Origin of the sequence: Mesorhizobium sp. M0340 (assembly GCF_040321535.1) — a bacterium.
Taxonomy (GTDB): Bacteria; Pseudomonadota; Alphaproteobacteria; order Rhizobiales; family Rhizobiaceae; genus Mesorhizobium.
On record NZ_JAMYRR010000002.1, the window covers coordinates 399,285 to 419,572 of the forward strand.

Annotated in this window: 19 protein-coding genes; 4 read left to right on the plus strand and 15 right to left on the minus strand. The window is 64.0% G+C overall.

Going from position 1 to position 20,288, the window contains the following annotated elements:
- Window positions 1-41: 41 nt before the first annotated feature.
- Window positions 42-521 carry an ABZJ_00895 family protein gene (locus NKI79_RS04610; protein WP_352800124.1) on the minus strand — a complete coding sequence of 160 codons (480 nt, stop codon included), beginning with the start codon at window positions 519-521 and terminating at the stop codon, window positions 42-44.
- A 57-nt stretch (window positions 522-578) separates the two neighbouring features.
- Window positions 579-1,079, minus strand: coding sequence for an NUDIX domain-containing protein (locus NKI79_RS04615; protein ID WP_352478058.1), 501 nt, complete (start codon window positions 1,077-1,079; stop codon window positions 579-581).
- A gap of 53 nt (window positions 1,080-1,132) precedes the next feature.
- Here NKI79_RS04615 and NKI79_RS04620 point away from each other — a divergent pair, with 53 nt between their 5' ends.
- On the plus strand, window positions 1,133-2,077 hold the full coding sequence (locus tag NKI79_RS04620; protein ID WP_352800183.1) for a metallophosphoesterase family protein: 945 nt from the start codon (window positions 1,133-1,135) through the stop codon (window positions 2,075-2,077).
- 77 nt (window positions 2,078-2,154) lie between these two features.
- On the opposite strand, the gene NKI79_RS04625 is transcribed toward NKI79_RS04620, so the two are convergent.
- From NKI79_RS04625 to leuA, 4 genes are all read right to left on the minus strand, one after another.
- Entirely contained in the window at window positions 2,155-2,772 is a 618-nt protein-coding gene (locus NKI79_RS04625) for a hypothetical protein (protein WP_352800126.1), read from the minus strand.
- Between the two features lie 133 nt (window positions 2,773-2,905).
- Window positions 2,906-3,709 (minus strand): alpha/beta fold hydrolase, encoded by an 804-nt coding sequence (locus tag NKI79_RS04630; protein WP_352800128.1) that lies wholly within the window; start codon window positions 3,707-3,709, stop codon window positions 2,906-2,908.
- Between the two features lie 213 nt (window positions 3,710-3,922).
- On the minus strand, window positions 3,923-5,713 hold the full coding sequence (locus NKI79_RS04635; protein ID WP_352800130.1) for a tetratricopeptide repeat protein: 1,791 nt from the start codon (window positions 5,711-5,713) through the stop codon (window positions 3,923-3,925).
- Window positions 5,714-5,856: 143 nt separating this feature from the next.
- Window positions 5,857-7,593 (minus strand): 2-isopropylmalate synthase, encoded by a 1,737-nt coding sequence (gene leuA / locus NKI79_RS04640; protein WP_352800132.1) that lies wholly within the window; start codon window positions 7,591-7,593, stop codon window positions 5,857-5,859.
- A gap of 617 nt (window positions 7,594-8,210) precedes the next feature.
- Here leuA and NKI79_RS04645 point away from each other — a divergent pair.
- A complete protein-coding gene (locus NKI79_RS04645; protein WP_254819134.1) occupies window positions 8,211-8,525 on the plus strand; it encodes a nuclear transport factor 2 family protein in 315 nt (104 codons plus the stop codon).
- A 17-nt stretch (window positions 8,526-8,542) separates the two neighbouring features.
- Here NKI79_RS04645 and NKI79_RS04650 read toward each other — a convergent pair whose 3' ends face one another.
- The 4 genes from NKI79_RS04650 to NKI79_RS04665 form a co-directional block, all read right to left on the minus strand.
- A complete protein-coding gene (locus NKI79_RS04650) occupies window positions 8,543-9,631 on the minus strand; it encodes an AbrB family transcriptional regulator (protein WP_352800134.1) in 1,089 nt (362 codons plus the stop codon).
- Between the two features lie 277 nt (window positions 9,632-9,908).
- Entirely contained in the window at window positions 9,909-10,214 is a 306-nt protein-coding gene (locus tag NKI79_RS04655; RefSeq protein ID WP_352800135.1) for a putative quinol monooxygenase, read from the minus strand.
- 49 nt (window positions 10,215-10,263) lie between these two features.
- Entirely contained in the window at window positions 10,264-11,061 is a 798-nt protein-coding gene (locus NKI79_RS04660) for an SDR family NAD(P)-dependent oxidoreductase (protein ID WP_352800137.1), read from the minus strand.
- Window positions 11,062-11,233: 172 nt separating this feature from the next.
- Window positions 11,234-11,686, minus strand: coding sequence for a DsrE family protein (locus NKI79_RS04665; protein ID WP_352800139.1), 453 nt, complete (start codon window positions 11,684-11,686; stop codon window positions 11,234-11,236).
- A gap of 102 nt (window positions 11,687-11,788) precedes the next feature.
- Here NKI79_RS04665 and NKI79_RS04670 point away from each other — a divergent pair, with 102 nt between their 5' ends.
- Window positions 11,789-12,889 (plus strand): hypothetical protein, encoded by a 1,101-nt coding sequence (locus tag NKI79_RS04670; protein ID WP_352800140.1) that lies wholly within the window; start codon window positions 11,789-11,791, stop codon window positions 12,887-12,889.
- A 223-nt stretch (window positions 12,890-13,112) separates the two neighbouring features.
- Here NKI79_RS04670 and NKI79_RS04675 read toward each other — a convergent pair whose 3' ends face one another.
- The 5 genes from NKI79_RS04675 to NKI79_RS04695 all read right to left on the minus strand — a co-directional run bounded on the left by NKI79_RS04675 (window position 13,113) and on the right by NKI79_RS04695 (window position 19,525).
- Window positions 13,113-14,042, minus strand: coding sequence for a cation diffusion facilitator family transporter (locus NKI79_RS04675; protein WP_502894339.1), 930 nt, complete (start codon window positions 14,040-14,042; stop codon window positions 13,113-13,115).
- 33 nt (window positions 14,043-14,075) lie between these two features.
- Window positions 14,076-16,265 (minus strand): anthranilate synthase, encoded by a 2,190-nt coding sequence (locus NKI79_RS04680; protein WP_254819140.1) that lies wholly within the window; start codon window positions 16,263-16,265, stop codon window positions 14,076-14,078.
- A 227-nt stretch (window positions 16,266-16,492) separates the two neighbouring features.
- A complete protein-coding gene (locus NKI79_RS04685) occupies window positions 16,493-17,560 on the minus strand; it encodes a M14 family metallopeptidase (RefSeq protein ID WP_352800142.1) in 1,068 nt (355 codons plus the stop codon).
- 130 nt (window positions 17,561-17,690) lie between these two features.
- Window positions 17,691-19,067, minus strand: a complete 1,377-nt coding sequence (locus NKI79_RS04690; protein ID WP_352800143.1) for an FAD-containing oxidoreductase — start codon at window positions 19,065-19,067, stop codon at window positions 17,691-17,693.
- Window positions 19,064-19,525, minus strand: a complete 462-nt coding sequence (locus NKI79_RS04695; protein ID WP_352800145.1) for a DUF4126 domain-containing protein — start codon at window positions 19,523-19,525, stop codon at window positions 19,064-19,066. Before NKI79_RS04695 ends, NKI79_RS04690 begins: the two co-directional genes overlap by 4 nt.
- Before the next feature lie 147 nt (window positions 19,526-19,672).
- Here NKI79_RS04695 and NKI79_RS04700 point away from each other — a divergent pair, with 147 nt between their 5' ends.
- Window positions 19,673-20,230 carry a sugar O-acetyltransferase gene (locus NKI79_RS04700; protein ID WP_352800147.1) on the plus strand — a complete coding sequence of 186 codons (558 nt, stop codon included), beginning with the start codon at window positions 19,673-19,675 and terminating at the stop codon, window positions 20,228-20,230.
- Window positions 20,231-20,288 lie beyond the last annotated feature (58 nt).

Below are 20,288 nucleotides of genomic sequence, written 5' to 3' on the forward strand. Positions count from 1 at the left end.
TCGCGATCGCGAATCCGCTGCACACTTTTGCGCGACATGCATTAGCGGAAGATTTCGGTGTTGATACGGGCCTGTCTGGCAAGCTCTGCTTTCAGAAAATTCTTGCCCATGCGACTGGAGTAGCCTGCGGCATTAATGCCGAAGACGACAAGTCCGCCAAACAGCAGGACAAAGACCCAGACGAAGAGAGGGATGGCGTCGCCCCCCGGGATGGTTCCAGCCGCAAAAGCTAGGCCTCCCAGTATCAGCGAAAGCAGACACGAGGTTAAAGACGAAAAAAGCGTTATTTTCCAATATTCGTCGCGATTAAAAAGTCGAAGGTTTTTCCTGATGAATTTGTAAGAGACGAAGGAGGTCGACCCAAACGCAATTGCAATGCCGGTGGCGTTGCCGAAGCTGTCCGGTAACGAAGGGAACATGATCGATATGCCCATAAATATGACGGTCAGGCCCATCATTACCAGACTATAGACCCCTACATAGGGCCAGACGTTCACCGATCTTGCTTGTCCGACATCCATGGTATTGCCCCCATTTCGTGAGCGATAGCTTGGAATTTTTCAAATAGCCAAGCAAGCCTACCAATAGGGTAGTGTTGGTTGACTCCCAAAAATCTCGGCGATGCGCCGCAAAGTCGCTGGTGTCGTGCCTTCCGGCAAGCGATCGAGCGAAAAGAAGCCGGCTTCGGCGATCTCGCGGTCGGGCAGTTTCGGTGCTGTCTGGTTGAACTCCTCGACCAGATAGAGGCCGACATGATCGCGGCGGCTAGCGCGGCGGTTGAAATGCAGCGATTTCAGCACCGGCGATCCGGTCAGCGCGATGTTGCCTTCCTCGAACAGTTCGCGCGCCAGCGCCTCGATCATGGTCTCGCCCGGCTCGACGCCACCGCCGGGCAGGTGCCAGCCAGGAACATAGGTATGGCGGATGAGGAAGACGGAGTTGGAGGCTCGGTCGTGGATCAAGCCGCGAACGCCGAGCGTCATCGGCCGCCGCAGTACGAAGTACAGGTGAAACAGCCTCGCCCTGAGGCCCGGCCAGCCGGTCTGGCGCAGGGCTTGCTCCGGATCCGGCGTCGTCATCGTCCGCGAAACCGTGAGTGGAAAGCGGCGCGCGCCTCGCCTATGAAGAAAAGATGTTCAGGCTCGCGCATATTTCCGATGTCCATCTGGGGCCGCTCCCCGATGTAACCTATCGCGATCTCGCCTCCAAGCGCGTGGTAGGCTACGTCAATTGGCAGCGCAACCGCCGCCGCCACATGCACGACGCCGTCATCGACACGATCGTCGCCGACATGAAGGCCAGCGGGCCGGACCATCTCGCCATCACCGGCGACCTGGTCAATCTGGCGCTCGACGGCGAACTCGAGATGGCCAAGCACTGGCTGGAGACGCTGGGCTCGCCCAACGACGTGTCGGTCGTGCCGGGAAACCATGACGCCTATGTGCCGGGCGCCTTCGACAAGACCTGCCGGTCGTGGGCGGCGTGGATGACCGGCGACGGCATCAATACGCCGGTCGACCGCAACACCTTTCCGTATCTGCGCGTACGCGGCGATGTTGCGCTGATCGGCGTCTCCACGGCGCGCGCCACGGCTCCGTTCATGGCCAACGGCTTCTTTCTGGAAGGCCAGGCGGAACGGCTGCGCGGCATGCTCGACGCCACAGGCAAGCGCGGCCTGTTCCGGGTGATCATGATCCACCACCCGCCGATGCGCGGCGCCGTTTCGCAGAACAAGCGGTTGTTCGGCATCTCGCGCTTCCACAGGGTTCTTCACCGGCACGGCGCCGAGCTTGTGCTGCATGGCCATTCGCATGTGCCGTCGCTGTTCTTCATCGGTGCCCGCAAGACAAAAATCCCGGTGGTCGGGGTCGCCGCCGCCGGGCAGGCCCCCGGCAGTTCGCATGCGCCGGCGCAATACAATCTGCTCGACATCGACGGTGAAAAGGACAATTGGCGGATCAAGCTGACGCGCCGCGGCCTGACCGGGCCGGCATTGCCGCCCAGCGACCTGCAGACGCTGGAGCTTGGCGTCGAGGCCGAGGCGTCGATGGCTAGAGCAATTCCAGGAAAAGTGTGAAGCGGTTTTCCGTCCGGAATTGCGTCAAAACAAAGAGATAGAGCCGTTCAGCATTTCGGTGAAAACGCTGAACCGCTTTAGAAGCTGATTTTCATCGCGACGATGCGGTCCCAGAACAGCACGAGCGAAATCGCCAGGCCGACCAGGGCGCCGGCGGCGATCAGGCCGAGGCCGGAAAAGAACGCCGACCAGCCGTTGCTGCGCGCGGCGATCTGCAGCGGCGGCTCGGCCTCCGCCACCAGGGCGCGTTTGAGGCCGGCGACGGCTTGCTCGATGCCGCCTTCCATCATTCTCTGGCGTTCGACAACGCGCTCGGCGACATAGCGCGTCACCTGGTCGGCAACGATCTTCATGTCGGTCGATTCGGCGAGGACGACGCGGCCGATGCGCGTGTCCTTGAGAAAGCGGTAGGTGCGGCGGTCGCGTCCCATGGCGACATGGCTGACGGCGTCGATCCACAGCCGTGGCTGCAGGCCGGACGAGACGGCGAAGTCGAAACTGTCCATGTCGGTGGGCACGTCGCCGAAGACCGGTGCGAGTTCGGCGGCAAGCAGATCGAGCCGCATGCGATGCGCTTCGCGCATGTCGACGACGACGTCGTCGCGGTCGGCGAAGGCGTTCTTGACGTCGCGAATGGCATCGGACAGTTTTCGCGACTGATCGATCTGGGTGATGTTCTCGCCTGCGTCCTTCATCGGCGTTGCCTCGCGGGTTTGGTTAACACCGAATTAACACAGCCGCCGGCAAAATGCACTTGCCAGATCGACGGGCCGGCAAGGGTTCGGTGGAAGGAGCACCTGCGCCGCGGCCGTCCCGCGCGAGGACGGATCAGCTCGCCGCCCCAGCCAATTCTGGACGAAGCCGCCTGCTGCGGCGCCGCATGTTGCGACGGACAGCCTCGACGACCAGGCCGGGCGCTTCCTCGACCAGCATATGGCCGGCCTCCAGCACGTGGTGCAGATGAAAATGCTTCGGCAGGCCGTCCGCCTGGCTGACTGGCAGCATCGCGTCGTCGGTTCCCCAAACCACCATGATTGGCATATTCAGCGTTTCAAGCCGCTCGCTTGGGATGACGCCTTGCCGATCATCCCTGGTCATGGCGGCTGCGAGCTCGACAAGTGTCCGTAGCTGACCGGGACGCTGTCGCATCTCGCTAACGAGATCGACCCTATGCTGCGAAGGTCGGCTTTGTGGTCCCGACATGGCGGCAAGACAGGCGCGGATTTCATCCGTGCCGGTAGCGGCGGCGTAACGACGCAGCAGCGGAGCATTGATCTCAGGACCAAAACCGCCCGGTGCCAGCAGCGTCAGCGAGGCTATTTTTTCCGGCTCGTTCAATGCCATCAGGGCGGCCACGGCGCCGCCCATCGAATGGCCGACGAGATGGGCCCGCTTAATCCCGCGAGCGGAAAAATCCGTAAGGACGGCACTGGCTGCAATCCTGGCCGGACCGCTGCCCGGAAAATCGAGCGACAGCCCATGCCCCGGCAGATCATAGGCCAACGTCCGCGCGCCGAGTGCCAGGGACGCGGCCACCTCGCGCCAGTCGTCGTGGCAGCCACCGAAACCATGCAGCAAGGCGATGGTTGTCGGGCCGGTGCCCCGTTCGGCAGCGTAAAGAGATGGGCTCATGCAAACTTTATGGATCAGATGCCCGGGGGCGGTCTTATGCGAGGATCAGTCTTTGCGGGAGATCAGACTTATGCGGAGATCAGTCTTATGCGCGATCAGACCTATGTGGGATCGGATTGGCCGGTTCAAATTGTGTCTGAATTGCGCTTTGGCCGTCCGGATGGCCAGTAAAATCTTCGCGATCACCTGACGTCGTGCACGCGCCCGGAGACGTCAGCTGGCGCCGCCAAGCCCGGCGGCGCGCAGGGCTTCCACCAGCCGGTTGGTCAGATCGGCGGGATATCTTCGTTCGACGAAGGTTGCGCGCGGATCGGCTGCGAATTTCGGGAATTTGGTGGTCAGTTCCTGCAGAAGCCTGCTCGCCAGCTTCTCGCGGCCGGCAGCCTTGGCACCGATCAGCCGCGCGGCCAGATAATGCGATTTCATTTCCGTCGTTCGCAAGCCGTCGCCGGCAAGCGTCGCCTTGTTCATGTCGCCCATCATGAACTCTCCGGCGAACAGCCCGTAATCCCACCATGTCGGATGGGCGCTGGCGATGTCCACCGCGTGAGCGATGATCGGGGTGCCCTCGCTGTACCTGCCGGCGAAAACCAGCCCGTAGCCATAGGCGGCGGCCATTGCGAGATCGTAGGGATTGAGCTCATAGGCCTTGCGCATCCAGCGGATCGATTCCGCGGAATCGCCCATGCGCGAGTTGAGATAACCAAGGGCGCGGTGCGCGTAGGGGCTGGTCGGGCCCATCTGGATGGCGCGATGGGCAAACGTCATCGCTTTGTCGATCGTCGCGTCGGCGGGGTAGGGATAGTGGTCGGTGACCGCTTCAAGATGCAGGGACGCGAGTTCCGAATAGACGAGTGACGACTTCGCCTTCGCGTTGGCAAGATCTTCAAGGCAGCGGTAGGCGGCTTCGTGCGTCTGGGCGTTCTGGTCGAGATAATATTTGCCGTTGAGCACCAGACACGCCGTCAGCCCGGTCTGGATGCCGCTCTGCTCGATGTAGTTGTAGATCGTGCCCGAGGCGGGAAGGGCCGAGCTCAAAATGCCGGAGATCTGGTCCTCGATGGCGGTGTTCGCGCTGTCGCCGGCGGTCAGGTTGCGTGACAGCAGCACGCGGCCTGTCGCCACGCTTTGCAGCTCGAGCATGATGTCGCCGCTGCGCGGCCCGGGCAGGACATCGAATACGAAGCTGGCGGCGTCGGTAACTGGATCGGGCGGGCTGTCGGCATCACGGCCGATGAAATTGACGGTGTCGAAGCCGCTAAGGCCGGCGCGCAGCGATGCGGCGACACGGCGAGCCACGTCGCTGTCGGCCTTGATGGCGATGTAGACCTGGGGAAGGTTTTCAACCGGAGGCGCTGCAATGCTGGCGGTCGCCACCGCGGTCTCGACCGCCGTGTCGCCGCCGGTCAGCAATACCACGCTGCCCTGGCGAAGGATCAGCACACCCAGCATGAGGATGACCAGCGCGATCGCCAGCCAGAAGAACTGCAAATGGCGCTGCAGCGAAGGTGCAGCAGGGGCGACGGCTGGAACGCTCAGCAATGCAGCCGGATGTGCCCGGTTGCGGGCGTCCTCCAGCGATCCGGGCGGGGCGGTTGTCGCCGCCTCCTCTGTCGCCGGCTGCGGCTTGCTCTTTGCCTCCACCTCCGCCGGCAAGCGAATGGCATTGAGTTCGTAGGATGGAACATAGCCGCCGCGCGGAATGGCGATGCGGACCGGTTCGGCAACGCCCTCATTGGCGAAATACTGCTGCAGAAGCTCGCGCAGCCTGCCGGCCTGCACCCGCACCACCGCATCGGTCGACGGATCGAAATCGCCGTCCTTGCCGAAGACGTCCATCGCTATGGAGAAGCCCTTGAGCCGGTCGGCTTCGCCTGCCTGCTCGCGCTCGACGAGGTAGCGGAGCAGCTTGCGCGCGCGCTCGGATCGTCCGAACGTTTCGCTGGCAAGCAATCGCTCCAGCGTTTCGCGCACTGCGGGGGCGGCAGGCGTGGTATGCTGCAAGTGTCGATCCCTTCGAATTCGGCACAGGTTGAGGTACAATCATATAGCGCTGGCGGCGCCTTACAAGCGTGTGCTTATGGTGCGATAGCGTACCCACCGGATAAAAGTCCGGTGGGCCGATGGCGCGAGTCTGGCAGTCTCGGCTAGCCGAGCTTTCGGCCGACGATGCGGTTGGCGGCCGAAACCACGGCTTCGAGCGAGGCGGCGACGATGTTGGTGTTGATGCCGGCTCCGAACAGCTTGCCGTCCGGATGTTCCATCTCGACATAGGAAATGGCCGAGGCATTCGAGCCGCGCTGCATGGAATGCTCGGAATAATCCAGCACCGACATCGGCACCCCGACATGGCGCGACAGGGCATCGACGAAGCCGTCGATCGGGCCGGTGCCGGTGCCTGATATGGTCACCTCCTTGCCTTTGTCGAGGATCACCGCCTCGACCACGCGCCGGCCCTTGACCTCGGTGTCGGGGTAGGTGTGGTGGTCGAGGAACTTCAGCCGCGCGCCGGGCTGGTCGACATAGGTGTCGAGAAAGCGCTCGTAGATGCGCCTGGCCGGCACTTCCTTGCCTTCGGCGTCGGTGATCGCCTGGATGGCCTGGCTGAACTCGATCTGCAGGTTGCGCGGCAGGTTGAGGCCGTAATCCGCATGCAGCACATAGGCGATGCCGCCCTTGCCGGACTGCGAGTTGATGCGGACGATGGCTTCATAGCTGCGGCCGACATCGGCCGGGTCGATCGGCAGGTAGGGCACCTCCCAGTGCGGCGTGTTGGCCTTGCGCAGCGCCTTCATGCCCTTGTTGATGGCGTCCTGGTGCGAACCGGAAAAAGCGGTGTAGACGAGCTCGCCGACATAGGGATGGCGCTCGGGGATCTTCAGCTGGTTGGAGTATTCGTAGACGTCCTTCATGCGGTTGATGTCGGAGCAGTCGAGCTTGGGATCGACGCCTTGCGTGTACATGTTGAGCGCCAGCGTGACGATGTCGACATTGCCGGTGCGCTCGCCGTTACCGAACAGCGTGCCTTCGACGCGGTCGGCGCCCGCCATCAGGCCGAGTTCGGTGGTGGCGATGCCGGTGCCGCGGTCATTGTGCGGGTGCAGCGAGATCAACAGGTTCTCGCGATTGTCGAGATTGCGGCACATCCATTCGATGCGGTCGGCATAGATGTTGGGCGTCGACATCTCAACCGTGGAGGGCAGGTTGATGATCAGCTTGTTTTCCGCCGTCGGCCTGACGATCTCGGTGACCGCGTTGCAGATCTCCAGCGCCACTTCGAGCTCGGTGCCGGTAAAGCTCTCCGGCGAGTATTCGAAACGGTAGCCGCCGCCGGCCTTCGCCGCCATGTCGGTGATCATCTTGGCCGCATCGGTGGCGATCCGCTTGATGCCGGCGACGTCCTTCTCGAAGACGACGCGGCGCTGCAGCTCGCTGGTCGAGTTGTAGAAATGGACGATCGGTTTGGTGGCGCCCTTCAGCGCCTCGAAAGTGCGGGTGATCAGTTCCGGCCGGCACTGTACCAGCACCTGCAGCGAGACGTCGGCGGGCACGTTGCCTTGTTCGATGCACCAGCGGGCGAAATCGAAGTCGGTCTGCGAGGCCGACGGGAAGCCGATCTCGATCTCCTTGAAGCCCATGTCGAGCAGCAGGGCGAACATGCGCGCCTTGCGTTCCTGGCCCATCGGATCGATCAGCGCCTGGTTGCCGTCGCGCAGGTCGACCGAGCACCAGATCGGCGCCTTGTCGATCACTTTCGAAGGCCAGGTGCGATCGGCAAGGCCGACGGTCGGATAGGGTTGGTATTTGCGGGCAGCGTCCGGCATGCCCCTCGCGGGCTTGGCGGTTTCCTCTACGTTCAGACGGATATCTTCTCGTGCGTTCATCGTCTTTTCTCCCGGCGGCTCGCGGATCCAGCTTCAGGCGGATTGGTGGCGAGCGGCGCCTTTACCAGAATTTCGTTCGCTTGATGTGACGTGCCAATTTGCAGACTGGCCAAGGAGCGTGCGCGTGAGCGGCGAGTTCGACCGCCGGGCGCTCCTTCAGCGAACCCGGCGATCGCCGATAAGGCCGAGAAGCAGCAGGGTCGAGGCAAGCGCGCGAACGGTCTGGCCGGCAATGCCGGTCGGACGGGACGCGAAAGAGGTGGCGCGCGGGCTCATGGCGGTTTTCATACAGGAGCAGGCAAAGCGAGGCAAGTGGGAGCCTCGCTGTCGGCTTGGGGCTTCTCGATGCCAGGGAAATCAATCAAACGGATGACCGATGCCGGCGCTGCCCCTCACTCGGGGCGGCGCAGACCTGTCGCGATTGTCCGGGGTAGCCACATTTTGTTCTTGCTTTGTGCCGGCAGCTATGCTACTAATCTGGGTATGGTGCTAATTGGCTCCAACGACCCGCCTCCCGAGGCGGGTTTTTATTTTCGGCGTCATGCTTCGAGGACTACCCTATCGTCCCATCCGGCCGCTCCTTCCAGAGCACCGGAATCCGGTCCAGGAGGAAAGACATGGACACGCCCGATCCCATCCGCCGCTTTGTCGAAGCCACCAATGCCGGCGACACCGAAGCCTTCCTGGACAGTTTCACGCCGGATGCCTTTCTGAGCGACTGGGGCCGGTCGTTCCGGGGCCGCGAGCAGATTGCGCGCTGGAACCAGTCGGACAATATCGGCGTGCAGTCCAGGTTCAGCATCCTCGGCATCGCAGCAGCGGACGGCACCTGCCGCGTTCGCATTGCCGTCGAAGGCAACGGTTTCAACGGCGAGGGCGATATGGTCTTCACGCTGGACGGCGAGCGTATATCGAGCCTGGTGATCAGCTGACGCAGCCCAGCTGGTTTTTACTCCCGCAGGCTTCTCGCCACCAGCCGCGCCACGCTTGGGCCGACCAGAAGCACGATCAGGAAGCGTGCCGATTGCAGCGCCATGACGAAGGATATGTCGACATGCTGCGCGGCGGCGGCGATGATGGCGACGCTGTCCATGCCGCCCGGGCTGGTTGCCAGATAGGCGGTCAGCGGATCGATGCCGAGCAGGCGGCTGATCAGGAAGGCGAGGGCGCCGCAAAAGCCGATCAGGGCAATGATCGAGCCGACGATCTGCGGCAGCGCGCGGGCCGCGTGGCGCAAAATGGCCCTGGTGAAATTCAGGCCGATGCTCCAGCCGATCGTCGTATAGCTCAAGGCAAGCAGCCAGGGCGGCAACTGCATGGTCACGCCGAGCCCAAGATGGATCACGGTGCCGAAAATGAAGGTGCCGAGGAAGAACGGCGACGGCAGCCGGAAAATCTTGCCGGCGAGGCCGCCAACCAGCGCCACGCCGAAAGTCGCGGCTAAGCCTTGCGGGTCGACCGGTGGGAACCAGACGATGGCCGGCACCTCGATGCCCGAGGTGTCGACCCAGAGCTTGGCCACCAGGGCTGCCGTCATCGAGACGCAGATGACGCGCAGATAAAGCATGAAGGCGACGAGGCGCTGGTCGGCGCCGAACGCACCGGCCATCAGCACCATGGCGGTGGCGGCGCCCGGCGACGAGCCCCAGACCGCGGTGGTGCCGGGCAGGATGCGCCAGCGGCTGATCAGCCAGCCGAGCAGGCTGGATGCCGCGACCGTCGCCATCACGACCCCAAGGAACAGCGGCCATTCCTTGTAGAAGACGGGAAAGATATCGGCCGAGATGGAACTGGCGACCAGGCAGCCGACGACCGCCTGGGCTGAGCCGAACAGAACCCGCGGCACGCGCACCGTGGCGCCGTTGGTGCCGGCGACGATGGCCGCCAGCATCGGTCCGATCAAGAGCGCGGCCGGCAGGGCGGCGAGTTCCAGCGCGCCGGCAAACAGCACCGAGACCACCACCAGGACGGGCCACTGCCAGGCCTTGTGGATCCGCGCCAGGTGCTCGATGGCCGGCGGGTTGGGGGAAGAATCCATAGATGGGCTCTTAGACCGGCCGCGAAAAAATGCGAACCCTTTTTGCGGGGTTGGCCTTGGGTGACGACTGCACTACGGCTTCTGTGGCGATCCTTCGCGCCCCTCTCTGTCCTGCCGGACATCTCCCCCACGAGGGGGGAGATCGGCTGTTCCAGGGCCCCGCTCATTCCTGTGGCGTTTGGCGATTGGCGAAAGCCGAGATGACGGACAATCTCCCCACTTGAGGGGGAGATGGCCGGCAGGCCAGAGGGGGGCGCTGTCCCGCCGGCCTCTCCCTCTATTCCGCCTTCACTGGCAAGCCGAACCCGCCAACAGGATGCGTCTCCACCTGGAACTCGAACCCGGCGATGATCGGCCGTGCCTTGGCGATTGCCGCCTGGATTTCGGGCAGCTGCACCGAAGCCTTGTGGCTTTCGGCATCGGTCCACACCTCGGTCACCCAGATCGCGTCGGCATCGGCCGGATCGGTGGCGATGATGTAGTTCAGGCAGCCGGGCATGGCGCCGGTGCTGGCGAGCAGGATATCCATCATTGCGTCACGCTGGCCGCGCATCGCCCGCATCTTGCCGATCAGTCCGTACATTCGCTTTGCTCCGTTGAGATGACGCAACCAGGAGTATGCAGTTCGCCGTCTACGGCATCAACTGCCCGCCATTGACCTCGATCACCTGGCCGATGATGTAGCCGCTCAACAGATCGGAGGAGAGGAACAGATAGGCGCCGACGCAGTCCTCGGCCGTGCCGGCGCGGCCCTGCGGGATGGTGGCGATCATGCCTTTCATCTGGTCGTCGGTCGAGTAGCGCTCGTGGAAAGGGGTGGCGATGGTGCCGGGCGCCACCGCGTTGACGCGGATGTTGAAGCCGATCAGCTCCTTGGCCATGCCGCGCGTGACGTTGGAGACGAAGGCTTTGGCCGAGCCGTAAAGGCCGGCGCCGCCACCGGCGCCGTTGCGCGCGGCGATCGAGGAGGTGTTGACGATGAAGCCGCCCTGCCGCTTCAGCCATGGGATCGCCTTGCGCGAAGCTGTCAGCACGGAACGCGCGTTGAGATCCATCACCGCGTCGTAATGCGCTTCGGTCTGCTCGGCATAGGGCACGCGGCCGAGCATGCCGCCGGCATTGTTGACGAGGCCGTCGAGCCGGCCGAAATGTTGCGCACTGTCCTCGACAACGCGCTCGACATCGGCGGGGATCGAGAAATCGCCCTGGGCGAGGAACACGTCGCCGCCGCCGTTGCGAATGGTCGCGGCCAGGTTTTCGGCAGCCGCGCGGCTCGAATTGTAATGCAGCGCGACGCGGCATTTCTGCGCGGCGTAGGCAAGTGCAAGCGCCGCGCCGATGCCGGTCGAGGCGCCGGTGACCAGCACCGCCTTTCCGGCAAGGTCGGGGATGACCAGAGAGGGCCTGACAAGGGTGGTGGTGGCTGGCACGTCTATTCCTCCGGGGGACTCTGCCTGCTCTTCGTAGGCCCTCGCAGTCCTCGCATTCAAGTCCGTAAAAGTTTAGAGTGGTTCACTGTTTCACGGAAACGGCGAACCGCTCCTTCTTTGTCTTGACGCAATTCCGGACGGAAAACCGTTTCACACTTTTCCTGGAATTGCCCTATGGCCTGAGATAGGCGTAGCCCTGGCGTTGCAATTCGGCGAGCTTGACGACGCCGCCCCTGTCGGCTGCATGGAAGCCGTCGAGCAGGTCGGCCAGGCCGATATCCATGCCGTGCATGGTGTTGGCGCAAGCGTGCGGGCTGAGCCCGTCCTGGACAAGGCCGGCGAATCGCCCGGAAATGGCGGCCGATATGCCCTTCGACTTGAAGGCGGCAAGTGCTGGGCCGTGCACGACAAGCGCGATGTCGACATTGCCGTCGGTGCCTTCGAAGTGGTTCTTGATGTTGCCGAGCACGAAATTGACCTTGTCGAGGTCGCTGAGGTGATAGGCGACCTTTTGCCTTTCCTCTTCGACGGCCTTGACTTCAATGGCTGCCGCCTTGGTCGGGCGCAGCCCGAAAAGCCCGGCAACTCCGGCAAGACCGACGCGGAAAATATCGCGGCGTCGCATGGCTTCATCTCCCATTTGGCCGGCCGGCGCAAATTGCGTGGCCTCGGCCGCGATCCTAGCATAAATTGACGCCACGTCTTGTCGGGGCAATGGAGGGGTAGCATGACGTCGAGGACCATAATGGGGACCATTGTGGGCGCCGGAGTTGGGGTTGCCTTGCTTGCCGCCGTCGCCGGCGCTGCTTTCGCCGATGACATGCTCAAACTCACCGAGCTCAGCCCGGACGGCAAGGACGCCTGTTTCGGCCGCGTCTACGACGCCGCGCATCTCAAGTCGCATCCGCACCAGAAGGTGGCGCGCATCTTCTTCTATTACGGCCGCGATCCGGTCAGCCGGCCAAACGAGGAGCCAAGCGCCGGCATCGACTCCTCCTACAATGGCTTCATGGCGACGACGGTGCGCGGCGCCGAGGCGCCGGAATGGCTCGGTGGCTGGTGCAGTCATGAGTCGGAGGATGGCAAGACCGGCCCGATCCGCTGCGGCATGGACTGCGACCGCACCATGGCTTCGCTGAAGGTCGACGACAAAGGCCGGCTGATTGTCTCGGACGTGCAGCCCGACCTCTATCTCGACGCCGGCTCGGAAGACGAGCTCGGCAAGGCGGAGTACGAAAGGCAGGCGCTGGGCAAGGACGATAACGGCTTCAGGCTCGACCCGATGCCGGCCGCGACCTGCAAGGCGGAGTTCGCGCGCATCGACCCGATCGATCCGGCCCTTGGCCCGCCATTGCGCGAGCGACTGAAGCCGGACCAGGCCTTCTGCTACGGACGCGACTACGACGCCGCGCATCTCGGCTCGCATCCCGATCAGCTGACCCAGTCGATCAGGGTTTTCCGCGGACCGGTCGAGCTGGCGTCTTTCGCCAAGGAGGGCGATCCGGCCAATTGGCCAAGCGGCGCCGATATCGCCGTTTCGGTTACCACGCGGCAGAAATCTGCCAAGGTCACGCAGGTCTACAACTGTCAGGGCGAGGGCGACCAGTGGCGCTGCGCGGCGAGCGCGAAGACGGGTGCTGCCTCCTGCGATATCGCGCAAAAGGAGGTCTTCCTTCGCCGCGGCGCCAACGGCACGATGATGCTGGCCAACCCGAACAGCGGCCTGCCGATCGTCGACCTGTGCTCGAAGGCGGCGGCAGGCGACACAATGTCCGACGACAAGGTCTACCGGCTGCAGCCGATGCCGCAGGCTGCCTGCGGGCTTTGAGCAGTTGAGAACCGCGATGCCGGCGGGACAGCGCCCCCCTCTGTCCTGCCGGACATCTCCTCCTCAAGGGGGGAGATCGGCAGCTTCGCCGACAGCGCTTGTCGTTGGAGATTGGCGAAGCCCGAAGCGACATCCAATCTCCCCACTAGAGGGGGAGATGTCCGGCAGGACAGAGGGGGCGCGAAGGATCACGACTGAGCGATGTTTTCTCTGCGACGCCACCTCACGCGAAGGGCACGGCCGTCGTGCCCTTGGGCAGTTTCGCCTCGTCGTCGGGTTCGACATGGATGATGACCCGCACGGAAGGGATTTCGGCCTTCAGCGCGTCTTCGATGCGGTCGCAAATGACGTGGCTGGCGCCGACCGACATATCGGCGTCGACAACCAGATGGAACTCGATGAAGGTGGCGCGGCCGGCGATGCGCGTCTTCAGGTCGTGGACCTCGAGCGCGCCCTTGCAATTGGCCGAGATGATGTCGCGGATACGGATATGTTCCTGGGTATCGACGGCGCGGTCCATCAGGCCGTTCATCGACGAGCCGATGACGTGCCAGCCCTGCCACAGAATGTTGAGCGCGACGATCACGGCAAGAGCCGGATCGAGAACCTGCCAGCCGGTCAGCACGGCGCCGACCAGGCCGATAAACACACCGACCGAGGTCGCCACGTCGGTCATGATGTGCCTGCCGTCGGCGACGAGCGCCGGTGATTTTTCACGTCGTCCGGTGCGGATAAGCGTCAAGGCCCAGACGGCGTTGATGACCGTTGCGACGCCGTTAATGGCGAGGCCGGTCCATGGCTGTTCGAGCGGGGCCGGATGCTGCCACGACCACCAGACCTCGTTGAGGATGAGCAGGGCGGCAAGGACGATCAGCACGCCTTCCAGGACGGCCGAGAAATACTCGGCCTTGTGGTGGCCGAACGGATGGTCCTGGTCGGCCGGCTTGTAGCTGACCTGGATCGCCCAATAGGCGGCCGCTGAGGCAATGACGTTGACGATCGATTCCAGCGCGTCCGAATAAAGCGCAACCGAACCGGTGACGTACCAGGCCACCAGCTTCAGCCCGAGTACGACGAAGGCGACGACGATCGACCAGAAGGCGAGGCTGGCGACCTTCTGCCTGGCGGCGGCTTTGTTATCCACCGCGGTCACTGGGGAAGAAATCCCAACACTGAGCCCTCGAATTTAAGCGGCCTTTTCCTTGGCCTTGCGCGGCAGGTGCGCGACAATGTTCTCGATGATGCGCATGCCGGCATTGTGGCCGAGTGTCATGATCGATTCCGGATGGAACTGCACCGCGGCGATCGGCTCCTTGCGGTGCTCGAAGGCCATGATGATGCCGTCTTCGGTCTCGGCGGTGACGACAAAACCATCGGGCAGCCGCACCGGATCGGCGAAGATCGAATGGTAGCGGCCGACGGTCACCTCCTTGGGCAGGCCGGAGAAGATGATGCCCGGCTTCGACACGCGGATGCGCGACGGCTTGCCGTGCATCGGGATGTGCAATTGGCGCAGCTCGCCGCCATAGGCCTCGGCCAGCGCCTGCAGCCCGAGGCAGACGCCGAAGATCGGCAGGTCGCGCGCACGGGCCCGCTTGATGGTGGCGGCGCAGTCGAAGTCCTTCGGTGTGCCGGGGCCGGGCGACAGCACGACCAGGTTTGGCTTCAGCCGGTCGAAGATCTCGTCCGGCACCGGCGTGCGCACCGTCGAGACGTTGGCGCCGGTCTGGCGGAAATAGTTGGCGAGCGTATGGACGAAACTGTCCTCGTGGTCGACCAGCAGGATATTGACGCCATCGCCGACACGCGCGGTGCTGCGTTCGGTGCTGGCGGCGTTGCCTGATTTGGCGTCGCGGATGGCGGAGAGCATGGCGGATGCCTTCAGTTCGGTTTCGGCTTCTTCTTCCTCGGGAATGCTGTCGAAGAGCAGCGTGGCGCCGGCGCGCACCTCGGCGATGCCGTCCTTGATGCGAATGGTGCGAAGCGTCAGGCCGGTGTTCATGTCGCCGTTGAAATTGACCATGCCGATCGCCCCGCCATACCAGGCGCGCGGGCTCTTCTCGTTCTGCTCGATGAAGCGCATCGCCCATAATTTCGGCGCCCCGGTAACGGTGACGGCCCAGGCATGCGACAGAAAGGCGTCGAAGGCGTCCATGCCTTCGCGCAGCCGCCCCTCGATATGGTCGACGGTGTGGATCAGGCGCGAATACATTTCGATCTGGCGGCGGCCGATGACGCGCACCGAGCCCGGCTCGCAGACCCTCGACTTGTCGTTGCGGTCGACGTCCGAGCACATGGTGAGTTCGGATTCGTCCTTCTTCGAATTGAGCAGCTTCAGGATCTGCTCGCTGTCGGAGATGGCGTCGTCGCCGCGCTTGATGGTACCGGAGATCGGGCAGGTCTCGACCCGGCGGCCGTTGACGCGCACGAACATTTCCGGCGAGGCGCCGATCAGATATTCGCCCTCGCCGAGATTGATGAAGAAGGAATAGGGCGAAGGGTTGATGCTCTTCAGCTTGCGGGAAATCTCGGAGGGCTGGGTTTCGCAGCGTTCGTAGAACATCTGCCCCGGCACGACTTCGAACAGGTCGCCGCGCTCAAAGCTCTTCATCGCCTTGCGCACCAGCTTGGCATATTCGCCGGGCTCGTGGTCGCCGCGCGGCGGGATGCGGTCGGCGGTCCTGAACGGCTCGACGATTTCGTCGCGCGGCAGGCCTTCGGTCGAGAAGCCATCGCCGGAATAGTCGTAGCGGTCGGTCCAGGCCTTGGTCGAATAGTGGTCGACGACGAGGATCTCGTCGGGCAGGAACAGCACGAGATCGCGTTGGCTTGGCTTGCGCTCGAGCTTGTAGTCGACCGGATCGAACTGGAAGGCGAGGTCGTAGCCGAAGGCGCCATAGAGGCCGAGATTGGCATCTTCCTCGGTCTTGAACAAGGCGGTGATGGCGCGCAGCACGGTGAAGACGGAGGGAACGCGGCTGCGTTCCTCCTCGGTGAAGACACGGCCGGGCTTGGCGACTTCGAGGCGGACGAGTTTGTTCGACGTCTCGGCGATCGTGACATCGTCAAGGCCGGCAAGCACCGTGCCGATTACCGGCAAAAGCACCTCGCCGCGGCGGTTCAGCGCCTCGATGCGCATGGCACGGCCGCGTGCCGAGATCACCACCGGCGGATCGATGATGGCGGTGTCCCAGCGCGTATAGCGGCCGGGATATTCGTAATTCGAGGAAAACACAGCGCCGCGGCGCGAATTCAGCCCGTCGACATAGCCATCGATCGCTCCCTCATACGGCCGGTCGTGGCGCTGGCGGGTGATCGCCACGCCACCCGCGGTGACGAAGCGCTCGGCTCCATTCTCCAGAATTTTCGTCGTCATTGCCGTCTCCATCAGCGTCTTTTGGGGCAACGGACCCGGGAATGGCTTGAAAAAACAAATGGCCGCCCGGACATTCCGCTGCGGCCACCCTCTATTGTCACGCGAACGCGTTCGAACAGGCCGCTGTCAGCGAGCCCACCACCAAATGGTCTTGATCGAACGCATATTCATGGCGATTCCCATAGCGGCGATTGGACGGCCGCGCAACTGGATTCAAATGAAGGCCCTCAGTCCTCCAGCGTTCCCGACCTTGCATCGGCGCTCGTCCTGTCGCCGACCAGCTTCAAGAGGTCTTCGCCGGCGCGGATGATGCGCCGGGAACGCCGCGTCAGGATGAGGCCCGCCTGCGGCGCCAACACTTCCGTACGGCCGTCGGGCTCGCCGGGCGCGTGGACGATGGTGGCAAGGCGCGCACCCTTGGTGACGCGGTCGCCCGGCTTCACGTCGTAGAGGATCGCGCCCGAGCGGGGCGCCGGCATCATCTCGATGTTTTCGAGCGGCGCGACAATACCGGTAAAAAAACTGGGCCCAACGAAGCTGCCAAGCGCGGGCAGCGCCTGATCCTGGATGACGCCGCGCGCCACCAGCAGCCGGTAAAGCCCTTCGGCATCGGCGCCGGCCAGGGCGCCGTCGACATCGAGTATGCCGCGATATTCAACCGTGGTGGCGACACGCCGGTCCAGGCGCGCCACGTCGGCTGGAGCGTTCTGATACGGCATGATCGAGGCGCCTTCGAAGGTGCCGTCGGGATCTTCGTGCCACAGCATCACCGCATCGACGCCCATGGCCGCTGCACAATCCGCCATGGCCGGCCACAGGCTGGTGTGGACATAAAGATAGGCGAGGCCCTCATCGTCGCAATGCAGGTCGAGCACAATGTCGTGGCCGATGGAGAGCTGCAGCAGCCGCGTTTTCAGCCGCTGGTCGACCGTGCCGTGCGTCGGCAGCAGGGCGACGTCGGGCGCGGCGAGCCGCGGAAAGCCGCGATTGAAATTGGTGCGCGTGCCCAGATGAAAGCGGCCCTGATGGTCGCCGTAAAGATATTGCGCGCGGCCTATCGGATTGGCCCAGGGCACGATGGTCATATTGCCGGTGATGCGGCCTTCGGCTTCCGCCTTGCTGAGCATCGGCATCAGCGTGTCGATGGCGACGACGCCCGGCAATTCGCCGGCATGAAGCGCCGCCTGCAGATAGGCGGAAGGCGCCGTCTTGTCCGACCCGGCGAAGCGGAAGACGGGGAATTCGTAGGAAACGCCTTCGCTGTCGCCGGCGATGCGTTCGATGGATTTCTGCATGCTGTCCTCCGTCAAGAGTTCGGAAGACATGCCCGTCGCCGGCGCGCTTGTCGATTGGTCCAGCCAGCGGCGCTATGGGCGCAATGAGCCTCTCGGCGGGATGCGCGAGGGTTCGCGCGATACGCCCGGTTCACACCAGCGGCTTGAGTTCCTGGGCGATGGTCGGCAGAAGCTCCGAGACGTTCGGGTGGATGTGCACGGCGCGCGCCAGCGTGCTGACCGGCGCCTTGGCATACATCAGGTCGAGCACGCAGTGCACCGCCTCGTCGCCGCCCGGGCCGAGCACCGAACAGCCGAGGATCTCCCTGGTGTCGGCATCGACCAGGATCTTCATGAAGCCTTGCGTCTCACCTTTTTCGACTGCACGGCTGACGCGGGTCATTGGCCGCTGGCCGACCAAGGCGCGGCGGCCGGATTTCCTTACCGCTGTCTCGGTCATGCCGCAGCGGCCGAGTGGTGGGTCGATATAGAGCGCATAGGCCTCGATGCGGTCGCTGACCTTGCGTGGATCGTTGTCGAGCAGGTTGGCGGCGACGATCTCGTAATCGTTGTAGGAGGTGTGGGTGAAGGCGCCCTTGCCGTTGCAGTCGCCCATCGCCCAGATGCCGGGCACGCTGGTGCGCAACTGGTCGTCGACGACGATGAAGCCGCGTTTGTCGACCTCGACGCCGGCTTTGTCGAGGCCGAGATCGTCGGTGTTTGGCGTGCGGCCGAGCGCCAGCAGAACATGCGAGCCGACCGCAGCCGCCTTGCCTGGCGAGAAGGTCACGGCGATTTCGTTGCCTCGCCTGGCGAAGCGGATGTCGTCGGCGCCGAGATGGACGGCAATGGCTTCGTTTTCGAGGATCGACAAAATGGCGTCCGAGACGTCCCCGTCCTCGCGGCCGATCAGCCGCGGGCTTTTTTCGATGACCGTGACTTCGGAACCGAAGCGGCGGAACATCTGCGCGAATTCGAGCGAGACATAGCTGCCGCCGACGACGATGAGATGGCGCGGCAGCTCGTCGAGATCCATCATCGACGAGTTGGTCAGGTAAGAAATGCCGTCGATGCCGGGCAGGTCGGGCACCGAGGCGCGCCCGCCGGTGTTGAGGAATATCTTTTCGGCGCTCAGCAGATCGTCGCCGACGCGCACCGTGTTGGCGCTTACGAAGCGCGCATGGCCGCGATAGAGCGTGCATTTGTCCATGCCGGCAATCCAGTCTTCGAGATTGCCGCGGGCGTCGTTGGAGACCTTGTCCTTGCGCGCCTTGATCGCCTTGTAGTTTACGCCGACGGGACCGGAGAGCGTCACCCCGTAATCCGCGGCGGAGCGGGCGAGATGCGCGGCATAGGCACTTGCCACCATCGTTTTGGTCGGCGTGCAGCCGGTGTTGACGCAAGTGCCGCCGACCAGCTTTCGCTCGATCAGCGCCACGCTCATGCCGGCCGCATTCAGCCGGCCGGCGAGCGGCGGGCCGGCCTGCCCGGCACCGACGATGATGGCATCGAATGTCTTTGCCGTCATGCCACCGCCGCCACGATCAGAAGCCCGCCGGCGATCGCCACCGCGTCCTCGATGAAGGCGGCGGGCGGGTCCTTGCCGAAGGCGATGGCCAGGCGCTTGCGCGCCTCGGCGCCGCCCAGCGTGCCGATCACCGCGCCGATGGCGCCGGCGATCGGGCCGCCGATGATGGCGCCGCCGGTGGCGCCGATCACCGCGCCGGTGAAAGCGCCCAGGACGATACGCGTGCCGAATTGCTGCGGCACCTTGCGGCTCGGCGTCGATGGCAGCTGGTCGGTGACCAGTTCGGCGATGGCCAGGATGGTGAAGACGCCGACGGCGATCCAGTGGCCCATGAAGCTCGCCCAGGTGCCGGCGACCGGCAACCAGCCAAGCCAGGCGCCCCAGGCGACCGCGGCGGGCGCAGTCATGGCGCGAAGCCCGGCAACGACGCCAATCAGGAGTGCAAGAATGTACAGCATGATCGATCCCCTCGATGGCCGGCTTGGGACAGGTCCGAGAGAGCAAGCTACCATAGGTCGGGTATTTGACCAGAGGTGGTGTCGCCGCCGGCGCTTCCGTATTTTCACCACTTGTGCTTTGGCAAAGTTGAAACTGGAGTTGCGGCCATGACGGCGAGCGAACGCACGAAAATGGCGGCGGGCGAGTGGTATTGCTGCCTCGATCCGGAACTGGAGGCGCTGCGCATTACGTCGCGCGACGCGGTGTTCGAGCACAACAGCCTGCCACCGCGGCAGCGTGGCGATATCGGGCCTGGACTGCGGACGCTGCTCGGCGCTGCGGGCGAGGGCGCCCGGATCGAAGCGCAGTTCCACTGTGCCTATGGCTTCAACATCTTTCTCGGCGACCGCGTCTTCCTCAATGCCGGCTGCACCATCCTCGACACGGCGCCAGTGCGCATCGGCAAGGGAACGCTGCTCGGCCCCAATGTGCAGATCTATTGCGCCGAGCACCACAAAGAGGCTGCGGGGCGGCAGGCAGGGCTGGAGATCGCCAGGCCCGTCGAGATCGGCGACAATGCCTGGATCGGCGGCAGTGCCATCATCCTCGGCGGGGTCAGGATCGGTGACGGCGCCATCGTCGGCGCCGGTGCCGTGGTGACGCGCGACGTCGCGGCGAACACCACGGTGGTCGGCAGTCCGGCACGGATAATCAGCAACGGCTGAGCACCGTGCTTCCGTCGCCGGTCATGTCCTCGTTCTGATGGACATGGGGGCGGCTGTG

Coding starts and splice junctions, on each gene's coding strand:
- NKI79_RS04610 (WP_352800124.1), bottom strand. CDS start 521: ATGGATGTCGGACAAGCAAGATCGGTGAACGTCTGGCCCTATGTAGGG.
- NKI79_RS04615 (WP_352478058.1), bottom strand. CDS start 1,079: ATGACGACGCCGGATCCGGAGCAAGCCCTGCGCCAGACCGGCTGGCCG.
- NKI79_RS04620 (WP_352800183.1), top strand. CDS start 1,133: ATGTTCAGGCTCGCGCATATTTCCGATGTCCATCTGGGGCCGCTCCCC.
- NKI79_RS04625 (WP_352800126.1), bottom strand. CDS start 2,772: ATGAAGGACGCAGGCGAGAACATCACCCAGATCGATCAGTCGCGAAAA.
- NKI79_RS04630 (WP_352800128.1), bottom strand. CDS start 3,709: ATGAGCCCATCTCTTTACGCTGCCGAACGGGGCACCGGCCCGACAACC.
- leuA (WP_352800132.1), bottom strand. CDS start 7,593: ATGAACGCACGAGAAGATATCCGTCTGAACGTAGAGGAAACCGCCAAG.
- NKI79_RS04645 (WP_254819134.1), top strand. CDS start 8,211: ATGGACACGCCCGATCCCATCCGCCGCTTTGTCGAAGCCACCAATGCC.
- NKI79_RS04650 (WP_352800134.1), bottom strand. CDS start 9,631: ATGGATTCTTCCCCCAACCCGCCGGCCATCGAGCACCTGGCGCGGATC.
- NKI79_RS04655 (WP_352800135.1), bottom strand. CDS start 10,214: ATGTACGGACTGATCGGCAAGATGCGGGCGATGCGCGGCCAGCGTGAC.
- NKI79_RS04665 (WP_352800139.1), bottom strand. CDS start 11,686: ATGCGACGCCGCGATATTTTCCGCGTCGGTCTTGCCGGAGTTGCCGGG.
- NKI79_RS04670 (WP_352800140.1), top strand. CDS start 11,789: ATGACGTCGAGGACCATAATGGGGACCATTGTGGGCGCCGGAGTTGGG.
- NKI79_RS04680 (WP_254819140.1), bottom strand. CDS start 16,265: ATGACGACGAAAATTCTGGAGAATGGAGCCGAGCGCTTCGTCACCGCG.
- NKI79_RS04685 (WP_352800142.1), bottom strand. CDS start 17,560: ATGCAGAAATCCATCGAACGCATCGCCGGCGACAGCGAAGGCGTTTCC.
- NKI79_RS04690 (WP_352800143.1), bottom strand. CDS start 19,067: ATGACGGCAAAGACATTCGATGCCATCATCGTCGGTGCCGGGCAGGCC.
- NKI79_RS04695 (WP_352800145.1), bottom strand. CDS start 19,525: ATGCTGTACATTCTTGCACTCCTGATTGGCGTCGTTGCCGGGCTTCGC.
- NKI79_RS04700 (WP_352800147.1), top strand. CDS start 19,673: ATGACGGCGAGCGAACGCACGAAAATGGCGGCGGGCGAGTGGTATTGC.